Source organism: Pseudomonas sp. MDT1-17 (assembly GCF_054898105.1).
On record NZ_JBUBVM010000001.1, the window covers coordinates 3,226,429 to 3,238,154 of the forward strand.

Genomic DNA, 11,726 nt, shown 5'->3' on the forward strand with positions numbered 1-11,726 from the left:
TACCTCACACAATGCCAGTGGCGTAGAAAGTACCGATCACCACAAAAACCGCCAGGGTCTTGATCAGCGTAATACAGAAAATGTCTTTGTAGGCTTCACGGTGGGTCAGGCCGGTGACCGCCAGCAAGGTAATCACCGCGCCGTTGTGCGGCAGGGTGTCCATGCCGCCACTGGCCATCGCGGCCACGCGGTGCAGCACTTCCAGTGGAATGTTGGCGGCGTGGGCCGCTGCGATGAAGTCATTGGCCATGGCCGCCAGCGCAATGCTCATGCCGCCCGATGCAGAACCGGTGATACCGGCGAGCAGGGTCACGGTAATCGCTTCGTTGACCAGCGGATTGGGAATGCTTTTGAGCCAGTCGGCCAATACCAGGAAGCCCGGCAAGGAGGCGATCACAGCACCGAAACCGTACTCCGACGCGGTGTTCATCGCCGCCAGCAACGAACCGCTGACCGCACTTCTACTGCCCTCGGCGAGTTTTCCGCGAATCGTCTGGAAGCCGAACACCAGTACCATGATGATGCCGACCAGCAGGGCGGCCTGCACCGCCCAGATCGCCGTGAGCTTGGCGATTTCGGTGGTCACCGGCGCGGCCATGCCCGGCAGCGCGAGGCTGTGGGTCTTGCCGTACCACTGCGGAATCCACTGGGTAAACAGCAGGTTCATGATGCCGACGGCCAGCAGCGGCGACACCGCGATCCACGGATTTGGTAGTTTGATGTTGGCAGCGGTTTCCGGCTCGTTGCGCAGATCGGTGCCATACCCTTCACCGGCGTGCTGCGCCTTGTTGCGCTGGCGCTGGAGAAACAGCATGCCGGCGCAGACAACGAAGATCGAGCCGATCAAGCCCAGCCAAGGCGCGGCCCAGGCGGTGGTATTGAAGAAGGTGCTGGGGATGATGTTCTGGATTTGCGGGGTGCCGGGCAGGGCGTCCATGGTGAACGAGAATGCACCGAGGGCAATGGTCGCCGGAATCAGCCGCTTGGGAATATTGCTCTGGCGGAACATTTCAGCGGCAAACGGATAGACCGCGAACACCACCACAAACAGCGACACGCCGCCGTAAGTCAGCAGGCCGCAGACCAGCACGATCACCAGCATCGCTTGGCGGGTGCCGAGCAGGCGAATCGCCGCGGCGACGATGGAGCGCGAGAAGCCAGACAGTTCGATCAGTTTGCCGAACACCGCACCGAGCAGGAACACCGGGAAATACAGTTTGATGAAGCCGACCATTTTCTCCATGAACACCCCGGTGAAGGCAGGGGCGACGGCGGAAGGGTCAGTGAGCAGAACGGCGCCGAGGGCGGCAATCGGGGCAAAAAGGATAACGCTGTAGCCACGGTAAGCGGCAAGCATCAGCAGCGTAAGGGCTGCCAAGGCAATGATCACACTCATGTGTGTCTCCTGGATTTTATTTTTGTAGGGTGGATCCTTTGTGGGAGAGGGCTATAGCGAGTTTCGTGCCAGACGGTTAAGACATTGAAATATATGGATTTTTTTCAGATTTTCATGGCGCGCTTGAGGTTTTCGTCTCTATTTGGAGACATGTGTCGATTTTGAAGGCCTCTTCGCGAGCAGGCTCGCTCCCACAGGTTGAGTGTTCAACTTGTAGAAATGCGGTCAAGGGTGGGAGCGAGCCTGCTCGCGAAGGTCTGTCTATCGATGGAGATTTGTGTCTCGTTACGGAGACTCTGCAATCCCCAACGCCACCATCTTCTTGTACAACGTCGACCGCCCCAGTCCCAATCGCGCCGCCGCTTCAACAACCTTCCCGCCGCATTGCGCGAGGGTTACCTCAATCAACTGTCGATCAAACCGCTCCCGAGCTTCACCAAAAGTCTCGTGCGCAACCGGAACAATCGTGACAGGCGCCGCACGCGCTACCGGTGTGAACGTACCAATCGCCGCGCGGATATCTGTGGCATTCAGCATCAAGTCATCACTGAGCAATGCCGCCCGCTCCAGCACATTGCGCAGTTCGCGAATGTTCCCCGGCCAGGCATGTTGACCCAGTAGGTTCAGGGCTTCGCGGTTCAATTCGTGTTGACTGCGCAGTTCTTCCAGAATGGCTTCACTGAGAGCCGGGAGATCGTCGAGGCGATCGCGCAGCGGCGGGACCTGGATCGGCAGTACGTTGAGGCGGTAATACAAATCGGCGCGAAATTCGCCGCGTTTAATCGCGGCCTGCAAATCCGTGGAGGTCGCGGCGATCACCCGCACATCGCTCTGGATCACTTCGTTGGAGCCCACCGGTTCGAATTCTTTTTCCTGCAGGACCCGCAGCAATTTGCTTTGCAGTGGTAACGGCATGTCGCCGATTTCATCGAGGAACAGTGTGCCGCCCTGGGCAATCTGTAACTTGCCGGCGCGGCCCCGGCGATCGGCACCGGTAAACGCGCCGGGCGCGGTGCCGAAGAATTCCGCTTCCAGCAACGATTCGGGAATCGCCGCGCTGTTGATGCTGACGAAGGCTTTGTGCGCGCGCGGCGAAGCGCCGTGGATCGCCTGGGCCAGCAGCTCTTTGCCGGTGCCGGTTTCACCCAGCAGCAACACCGGGGATTCGGCGCTGGCGCTGCGTCGGGCGCGGCGTTTGACTTCCAGGCTGGCGGCGCTGGTGCCGATGAAGTGGGCGAAGTTGTACTTGGTCTGCCGCGCCCGCAACAACGAGCGGGTGGACGCCAGTTCTTCCTGCATGCTCATGTAGCGCTTGAGCATCGGGGACAAACTGCGCAATTCGTCGAACAGCGCAAAACCGATGGCGCCGATCACCACACCGGCGTCGTCATGAATCGGCAGGCGCATCACCACCAGCGGCTCTTTGGGGGTGTCCTGCATGTCGAGCAAAATCGGTCGCCCCGTGCGCACCACCTCGCGCAACAGACTGCCGGGGATCACGCTTTCGCAGGACTTGCCGATGGCTACTTCCGCCGATTCCAGGTCGAAGCGTCGGGCATAACGCTCGTTCATCCAGACGATGTTCGCATCGCGGTCGACTATCACCGTACCTTCACTCGACTGCTCGATGATCTCGAACAACGAACGGATCGCCAGCAGGCGAACGCGCTGGTAGTCCTTGAGGCTTTCGGTGGTGTTCATCGAACGGCCCCAACATGCGCCGCCGCCAATAGCTCTTTGGTATACGGATGCTGCGGCGAATCGAACACGTCGTGGCTGGCACCGCTTTCCACGACTTTGCCGTCCTTGATCACGATCATGTCGTGAGCCAGTGCGCGCACCACCGCCAGGTCGTGGCTGATGAACAAGTAAGTCAGGCCGTGTTTTTCCTGAAGCTGGCGGAGCAGGGCGACCACTTGTTTTTGCACCGTGCGATCCAGCGCCGAGGTCGGTTCGTCCAACAGGATCAGCGCCGGTTTCAGTACCAGCGCCCGGGCGATGGCGATGCGTTGGCGTTGGCCGCCGGAGAACTCGTGCGGGTAGCGATGACGGCTTTGCGGGTCGAGACCAACTTCCTCCAGTGCCCGAATCACTTCGGCTTTGCATTCGTCCGCCGTCAACTGGCTATGCACCTCAAGACCTTCACTGATGATCTGCGCCACGGACATCCGTGGGCTAAGGCTGCCGAAGGGGTCCTGAAACACCACCTGCATCTTCTTGCGCCATGGTCGAAGCTGCTTTTGCGTCAGACCGTCCAGCGCCTCACCTTGAAAGCGAATGCCACCTTCGGAATCGAGCAAGCGCAGGATCGCCTGACCCAGCGTCGACTTGCCGGAACCGGATTCGCCCACAATGCCCAGCGTCTTGCCGCGCTGAATATTCAGGCTGATACCGTCCACCGCCTTTAGATAAGTCTTGCGCTGAAACAGCCCGCCACCGAGGGCGAACTGCACCCGCAGATTGTCCACTTCCAGCACGTTCTCGCGCTCGTCCCGGGGCAGGGCTTCACCTTCCGGTTCGGCGTTCAGCAATACGCAGCTGTAAGGGTGTTTCGGCTCGGTAAACAGTGTTTCGCAAGGTGCCTGCTCGACGATTTCCCCGGCCTTCATCACGCACACTCGTTGGGCAATGCTGCGCACCAGATTGAGGTCGTGGCTGATCAGCAGCAGCGACATGCCCAGACGCTGTTGCAGGGATTTGAGCAGCAGCAGGATCTTGCGCTGCACCGTCACATCCAGCGCTGTGGTCGGCTCGTCAGCGATCAGCAACTCCGGTTCGCAGGCCAGGGCCATGGCGATCATCACCCGTTGCCGTTGGCCGCCGGACAGTTGATGGGGATAGGCCTTGAGCCGCTCTTTGGGCTTCTGAATGCCTACCAGATGCAACAACTCGAGAATCCGTGCTTGCGCCGCTTTGCCGGCCAGGCCCTTGTGCAGGAGCAGGGTTTCGCCGATCTGCTTTTCGATGCTGTGCAGCGGGTTGAGCGAGGTCATTGGCTCCTGGAAGATCATCGCGATGCGGTTACCGCGCAACTCGCGCAGAACCTTGGCATCGGCGCCAACCAGTTCCTGGCCCCGATAACGAATGCTGCCGCTGGTTTCGGTGCCGATTTCGGGGAGCAGTTGCAGGATCGAGTGAGCAGTCACCGATTTACCGGAGCCCGACTCGCCCACCAGCGCCAGGCATTCACCGGGGCGGATGTCCAGGCACAGATTGCGCACCACGGTCTGGCCGCTGAAGGCCACGCGGAGGTCACGGATTTCGATCAGGTTGTTACTCATATCAACAGTCCGCATCATGATCTCGGATCAAGATCGGGGATCGAAAGCATCACGTAACGCCTCCCCGATAAATACCAGCAAAGAAAGAATCAGCGCCAGGGTGAAAAACGCCGTCAATCCCAGCCACGGCGCTTGCAGGTTCTGCTTGCCTTGGCCGATCAGCTCGCCCAGCGATGCACTGCCGGCGGGCATGCCGAAACCGAGGAAGTCCAACGCTGTGAGGGTCGAGATCGCCCCGGTCAGAATGAACGGCAGGTAGCTCAGGGTCGCGTTCATCGCGTTGGGCAGGATGTGCCGGACGATGACTTTGCGGTCGGTCAGGCCCAGCGCCCTGGCGGCTTTGACGTATTCCAGGTTGCGTCCGCGCAGAAACTCGGCGCGCACCACGTCCACCAGGGCCAGCCAGGAGAACAACGCCATGATCCCCAGCAACCACCAGAAATTCGGCTCGACGAAACCCGACAGGATAATCAGCAGATACAGCACCGGCAGCCCCGACCAAACCTCCAGCAACCGTTGACCGATCAGGTCGACCCAGCCGCCGTAGTAGCCTTGCAGGGCGCCGGCAGCGATGCCGATCAGTGCGCTGACAAACGTCAGCATCAAGGCAAACAGGATCGACACCCGTGCACCGAAAATCACTCGGGCCAACACGTCCCGCGCCTGGTCGTCGGTGCCCAGCCAGTTAACCTTCGTTGGAGGACTGGGCGTCGGTTGATTGAGGTCATAGTTCGGTGTGTCGTCGCTGAAGGGGATCGGCGGGAATAGCATCCAGCCACCGTCCTTGTGAATCAGCTTCTGCACATAATCGCTGCGGTAGTCCGCCTGAAACGGCAGCTGGCCGCCAAATTCCTGCTCGGTATGACGCTTCAGGGTCGGGAAGTAGAGTGAGCCCTGATAGCTGACGATCAGCGGCTTGTCGTTGGCGATCAGCTCGCCACCGAGGGTCAACAGAAACAGGCCGACAAACAACCACAGTGACCACCAGCCGCGACGGTTTTTCTTGAATCGCTCGAAACGACGACGACCTAACGGCGAGAGCTTGAACATCAGGCGTTCCTCGCGGCGAAGTCGATACGTGGGTCGACGAGGGTGTAGCAGAGGTCGCCGACGAGTTTTATCAAGAGACCGAACAGTGTGAAGATGAACAGCGAACCGAATACCACCGGATAGTCCCGTGAAACCGCGGCTTCGTAGCTCATGCGACCCAGGCCGTCGAGGGAGAAGATCACTTCGATCAGCAAGGAACCAGCGAAAAATATGCTGATAAACGCCTGGGGAATCCCCGAGACCACCAGCAGCATGGCGTTGCGAAACACGTGGCCGTAAAGCACTCGGCGTTCGCTCAGGCCCTTGGCACGGGCGGTGACCACGTACTGGCGCGTGATTTCATTGAGGAAGGAATTCTTGGTCAGAATGGTCAGCGTGGCGAACCCGCCGATCACCAGCGAGGTGACTGGCAATACCAGGTGCCAGTAGTAATCGGCGATTTTGCCCACGGTCGACAGTGACTCGAAGTTGTCCGAGACCAGCCCGCGCACCGGGAACCAGTTCAGCGAGGTGCCACCGGCAAAAACCACGATCAGGAACATCGCGAACAGGAACGCCGGCATGGCATAGCCGATGACGATCGCGGTGCTGCTCCAGATGTCGAAATGGCTGCCGTGGTGCACGGCTTTGCGGATGCCTAAAGGAATCGACACAAGGTAGGTGATCAGCGTCGCCCAGAGCCCCAGGGAAATGGTCACCGGCATTTTTTCCAGGATCAGGTCGGTGACGGTCGTGCCGCGGAAAAAGCTCTTGCCAAAGTCCAGGCGCGCGTAACTGGTGAGCATCAGCCACAAGCGCTCGTGCGCCGGCTTATCGAAGCCGTATTGCTTTTCGATGTCCTTGATCAGTTGCGGGTCGAGGCCGCGACTGGATCGGGAGGTGCCGGACATGTTCTCGCCGGAACCGCCGCCGACGCTCGCACCACCGATGCCCTGCAAGTGCGCGATGGCCTGCTCCACCGGGCCGCCCGGCGCGGCCTGGACGATGATGAAGTTGACCAGAAGAATGATCACCAGCGTCGGAATGATCAGCAGCAGACGCCGCAGTATGTAAGCCCACATCAGTGCGGCCCTCCGGGTTTGCCACGGCTGATTTGCTCAGCCGTCATCTGTTGGTTGGTCAACGGCGTGGTGCTTATTTCCCACCAGCTCTCGATGGCTTCGTCATTGCTCGCTTGCTCGTTGGGCCTGCCGAAACGATTCCACCACACGGTGGAGGTGCCTGGCGGGTAATAGTTGGGAATCCAGTAGTAGTTCCATTGCAGCACCCGGTCCAGCGCATGGGCGTAGCGCAGCATCTCGGGCTGGGTGGTGGCGCGGACCAGTCCGGTGAGCAGTGTGTCGATCGCCGGATTTTTCAGGACCATGTAGTTATTGGCGCCAGGGTCGTTGGCCGAGGCCGAGCCGAAGTAATTGAACAGTTCACTCCCTGGCGAAGTCGTGACCGGGTAGCCGGTGACGATCATGTCGTAGTCGCGGCTCATCAGGCGATTCACGTATTGGGACGAGTCGATGCGACGGATGTTCAGGTCGATGCCGATCTGTTTCAGGGTGCGCTTATAGGGCAGCAGCAATCGGTCCATGCCGTTCTGGCTGACCAGGAACGTGAAGCTCAGCGGCTCGCCTTTGGCGTTGACCAGTTGATCACCATCGGGTTTCCAGCCGGCCTGTTCGAGCAAGTCCAGTGCCTGCAACTGTTTGTCGCGTATCAGGCCGCTGCCATCGGTTTTCGGTGCTTCGAAAACCTGGGTGAACACCTCGTCGGGGATCTGCCCGCGCAACGGTTCGAGAATCGCCAGCTCGCCAGCGTCCGGCAGGTGCCGGGCGGCGAGGTCGGTGTTGGAAAAGAAACTCTGCTGACGGATGTACATGTCTCGCATCATCTGCCGGTTGCTCCACTCGAAATCCCAGAGCATGACCAGTGCCTGGCGTACTCGACGGTCCTGGAACATCGGGTTTTGCAGGTTGAACACAAAACCCTGAGCTGGTTGGGGGGCTTGTGTTGCCAGATGCGCCTTTTGCAGGCGCCCGTCGCTCAGGGCCGGGCTTTCGTAGCCGATGGAGTAACCGGTGGCAGAAAATTCGCGGTTGTAGTCGTAGGCGCCGCCACGCAGGACCTGGCGGGCGACGTCGGTATCGCCGAAGTACTCGATGTTGAAATGATCGAAGTTGTAGAGGCCGCGGCTGACCGGCAAATCCTTGCCCCACCAATCGGCATTACGCTCGAAGGTGATGCTGCGACCGGAGTCAACCTTGCCCACCCTGTAGGGCCCGCTGCCCAAAGGCGGCTCGTAACCGCCACCACTGGCGAAATCGCGGGTCTTCCACCAATGCTCGGGAAACACCGGCAAGGTCGCGATATCGAGGGGCAGGGTGCGGTTCTCATTACTTTTAAAGTCGAACCGAACCGTTAGCGGTGATTCCACTTCTACGCCTTTGACGTCGGCGAATTGGGTGCGATAACGCAGGCTGCCCTGGGTCATCAACAGGTCAAAGGTGTAGCGCACGTCTTCGGCCGTGATCGGTTTGCCGTCAGCAAAACGGGCCTTGGGGTTCAGGTAGAAACGCAGGAACAAACCGTCGTCCGAGCGCTCCATCATCGAAGCCACCAGACCGTACACGGTGTAAGGCTCGTCCAGCGAACGCTGGGCCAGTGGCGAGTAAAGCAGGCCGTCGATCTGTGTGACGCCAATGCCTTTATCGATGTACGGCAAGATATGGTCGAATTGACCGATTTCGATTGCCGAGCGGCGCATCGTGCCACCCTTGGGGGCTTGCGGGTTGGTGTAGGCAAAATGACTAAAGCCGGCAGGATACTTCGCCGGTTCACCGTACACGGTCAACGCATGTTGCGGTGCTGCATTCACACCGGTGACGCCCAACAACAGGGTCACGGCAGTGAACAACAAAGTAGGGAAAGCCAGTCGCATTGTCAGCCTTAGAGCCGGGTGGTCAATAACCACAATTTGTACGCTAGCGGCGCGTCCCTCGCCACTCGTATCACGTATCCCAAACACAACGGCCCACCAAAAGGCGGGCCGTCGTGCAGAAAACTTAAGGGCTGATCAGTCCTGGCGGCTGGTCACTTCCAGCAGGTGGTAACCGAACTGGGTCTTGACCGGGCCTTGCACCACGTTGAGCGGTGCGCTGAAGACCACGGTGTCGAATTCCTTGACCATCTGGCCTGGACCGAACGAACCCAGATCACCGCCCTGGCGGCTGGACGGGCACGTGGAGTTGGCTTTGGCGACTTCGGCGAAATCGGCGCCGCCTTCGATCTGGGTTTTGAGTTCGTTGCACTTGGCTTCCGAGGCAACGAGGATGTGACGGGCAGTGGCTTTAGGCATGGCAAAATTCTCCTTTCAATGTTCAGTAAAGTGCGGAGCCTACCGGATTCAGTGGTCTATTTCTTCTCAAAGTTCCGTCCAGACCGCACAGGCGGGTAGGGCACGCCTTTATAGGCCGGCATTTCTCAGTCGCACGGCATGCTGCACATACAGGGCAATCGGGTCGATGCCCTTGCGCAACGGGCCGGCGGTCTGGCTGAGGCTGTCCAGGTGATCCAGCGGATAGTCGGAACGGATCACTTTACCCAAATGAGAGCTGTAGCGGCCGACCATGCCGTCGTTCTGCTCGGCTTCGGTGGTGAAGTAGCGGGAAAAGGCGCGGAGAAACCCGTGCAGAGGATTCAGGGCATCTAGCCCTTTGTCGAGGATATCGCCCTGCAGGGTGCCGCTCCAGGAGTAATAACGTACGCCGTCGACCCGTTCGCGACCCTTGCCACCCCAGGTTTTCGGCAATCCCTGAGGGTATTTGTCGTTGAATGCGCCCACACCCTCCGTGGTCAGGGCATTCAACGCGGCGATGGCGTTTTGCGGCAGTTGGCGATTACCACTGAGCAATGACAGAAAGTCTGCGAACAAGGTGGCAACCGTCTCGGCGACGTGTTCCGGCAGGCGCCCGGGCGTCAACGCCTTGCGCAAGAAGTCAGCCAGCTCCGAGCCGTGATTCGGTCCGCTGACGGAAGTCACTGAAGCGATGACTTGCGGTGCGACCGCCGCCGCATAACGTGCGGCGAGTGCGCCTTGGCTGTGACCGATCAAGTTGACTTTGCTCGCACCGGTTCCTTCCAGCACTCGTTCGATCTGCGCCAGGAGTTGGTCGCCGCGGACTTCATTGCTATGGGTAGCCGACAAGTGCGGGATAAACACTCTTGCGCCTGCACTCCTGAGGGCCTGCTTGACGTCATGAAAGAGTTCGATCTTCCCGATGCGGTCGAAGCCGAAGAGCCCGTGGACCAACAGGATCGGATATTGAGTGGTTGCATTCCGTAGCATGTTCTTTCCTTTTTCGAGGTCGTTCAGAGGTGTGTTGATGGGCTCACTCTAAAGCACACCCGCTGTTCGACGTTGTATGAAAAAGCCGCTATAACCTGATGAAAACGGAATAGAAAATGTACGAAATCTCGAAAGTAGATGAAGTCTTGGTCGGAATATTTGGACATCTTTTTATCTGTAACAGAGCGTTTTTCTGTGATGGCCTACTTCGGGAACACCATTTGCCTGTTAATCGTGTCTCGATTCCGACGTCCAGTCCTCTATTGAGGGCTGGACGAGGGGTGTGGCTCACGCCGGTTGTTGATCCCGGCTCTGTGCGCTGAGCCGGTCGGCTGCCTCGCGCAACAGCTGTTCCGTCCCGCTCCAGCCAAGGCAGCCGTCCGTTACCGATACGCCGTAACGCATTGACGGGCCCAGCGGCTGGCAACCTTCGAACAGATGGCTCTCGATCATCATGCCAATCAGCGATCGGTCACCTTGCAGGCGTTGTTCAAGCACGTCGTTGAACACCGCCGGCTGACGCAACGGGTTTTTGCCGCTGTTGGCATGGCTGCAGTCGACCATGATCCGGGCCGGGATTTTGAGTTTGGTCAAATCGCTGTGCACTTGGGCGACACTCGTGCAGTCGTAGTTCGGCCCGCGATGGCCTCCGCGCAATACCAGGTGGGTGTCGGGATTGCCCGGGGTCTGAATGATTGCAGGGTGACCCTGGCTATCGACACCGAAATGGCGATGCGGATGGGCGGCGGACCGCATGGCGTCACTGGCAACACCGACACCGCCATCGGTGCCGTTCTTGAAGCCGACCGGCATGCTCAGGCCGCTGGCCATTTCACGGTGGATCTGCGATTCGGTGGTGCGAGCGCCAATAGCGACCCAGCTCAGCAGGTCGTCGAAGTAGCCGGCGGCCATCGGTTGCAGCAGTTCGGTGGCAATCGGCAGTCCCAGGCGGAGCATTTCGCGCATCAACTTGCGGGACAGCGTCAAACCGCCCGTCATGTCATCGCTGCCATCCAGGTGGGGATCGTAGGCCAGGCCTTTCCAACCGACGGTGGTGCGGGGTTTTTCGACGTAAGCGCGCATCACCAGCAGTATTTCACCGCTGACGTCGGCGGCGAGGCGGGCGAGGTTGCCGGCGTATTCGAGGGCGGACTTTGGATCGTGAATCGAGCAGGGGCCGACGATGACCAGCAAACGGGAATCTTCACCGTTGAGGATCGCGCGAACCGCTTGGCGGTGGGCGTCGACTTGCTGGCTCAGGGCATTGCTGAGTGGCAGTTGCTGTTTGAGTTGCAATGAGCTTGGCAGACGCAAGGTCAGCGCTTCATTGGCAGGGCTCAAGGTGGACAGCGGTAGAGCGGAGACGGACGAGTTCATATTCGGGCTTCCTGGGCAGGCGGCGGGTTCGTTCCCGCGCACTCGGCCCTACTGGGGTGTTCGACAATTGGCCGGATTGGCTGCGTGTGTGTGCTTGCCACCTGTGGGTGACCGATCGGAGGCGGCAGGCTGTCCCGAGCGGAAGCTGGTAAATCGCCAGGCGGTAAAACTGTCGTGACGGTAATAAGTGGCGTAGTTCATTTTTGAATCCTCTGGTTGTCTGGTGTGTCGCTAAAAATGTGCGGGGCTGAAAAAACAAAACCCCCGGTCGGGAAGCCGGCCGGGG

Annotated in this window: 8 protein-coding genes and 1 pseudogene; all 9 read right to left on the reverse strand. The window is 59.6% G+C overall.

Features of this window, described 5'->3' with window-relative positions; all coding sequences use genetic code 11:
- Window positions 1-4: 4 nt before the first annotated feature.
- The 9 genes and pseudogenes from ACYZTX_RS14930 to ACYZTX_RS14970 all read right to left on the reverse strand — a co-directional run bounded on the left by ACYZTX_RS14930 (window position 5) and on the right by ACYZTX_RS14970 (window position 11,440).
- Complete coding sequence (locus tag ACYZTX_RS14930) at window positions 5-1,396, reverse strand: GntP family permease (RefSeq protein ID WP_462034699.1); 1,392 nt, start codon at window positions 1,394-1,396, stop codon at window positions 5-7.
- A gap of 285 nt (window positions 1,397-1,681) precedes the next feature.
- Window positions 1,682-3,097: a sigma-54 interaction domain-containing protein gene (locus ACYZTX_RS14935; protein WP_462034700.1), complete on the reverse strand. Its 1,416-nt coding sequence runs from the start codon at window positions 3,095-3,097 to the stop codon at window positions 1,682-1,684.
- On the reverse strand, window positions 3,094-4,677 hold the full coding sequence (locus ACYZTX_RS14940; protein ID WP_462034701.1) for an ABC transporter ATP-binding protein: 1,584 nt from the start codon (window positions 4,675-4,677) through the stop codon (window positions 3,094-3,096). The genes ACYZTX_RS14935 and ACYZTX_RS14940 overlap by 4 nt, the downstream gene beginning before the upstream one ends.
- A 27-nt stretch (window positions 4,678-4,704) precedes the next feature.
- Window positions 4,705-5,727 (reverse strand): ABC transporter permease, encoded by a 1,023-nt coding sequence (locus ACYZTX_RS14945; RefSeq protein ID WP_462034702.1) that lies wholly within the window; start codon window positions 5,725-5,727, stop codon window positions 4,705-4,707.
- On the reverse strand, window positions 5,727-6,788 hold the full coding sequence (locus ACYZTX_RS14950) for a microcin C ABC transporter permease YejB (RefSeq protein WP_462034703.1): 1,062 nt from the start codon (window positions 6,786-6,788) through the stop codon (window positions 5,727-5,729). The genes ACYZTX_RS14945 and ACYZTX_RS14950 overlap by 1 nt, the downstream gene beginning before the upstream one ends.
- Window positions 6,788-8,656 carry an extracellular solute-binding protein gene (locus tag ACYZTX_RS14955; protein WP_462034704.1) on the reverse strand — a complete coding sequence of 623 codons (1,869 nt, stop codon included), beginning with the start codon at window positions 8,654-8,656 and terminating at the stop codon, window positions 6,788-6,790. Before ACYZTX_RS14955 ends, ACYZTX_RS14950 begins: the two co-directional genes overlap by 1 nt.
- 135 nt (window positions 8,657-8,791) lie before the next feature.
- Window positions 8,792-9,076, reverse strand: a pseudogene (locus tag ACYZTX_RS14960) (peptidylprolyl isomerase); the annotation flags it as partial.
- A gap of 105 nt (window positions 9,077-9,181) precedes the next feature.
- A complete protein-coding gene (locus ACYZTX_RS14965) occupies window positions 9,182-10,063 on the reverse strand; it encodes an esterase/lipase family protein (RefSeq protein WP_462034705.1) in 882 nt (293 codons plus the stop codon).
- A gap of 288 nt (window positions 10,064-10,351) precedes the next feature.
- Window positions 10,352-11,440: a 3-deoxy-7-phosphoheptulonate synthase gene (locus ACYZTX_RS14970; RefSeq protein WP_462034706.1), complete on the reverse strand. Its 1,089-nt coding sequence runs from the start codon at window positions 11,438-11,440 to the stop codon at window positions 10,352-10,354.
- Window positions 11,441-11,726 lie beyond the last annotated feature (286 nt).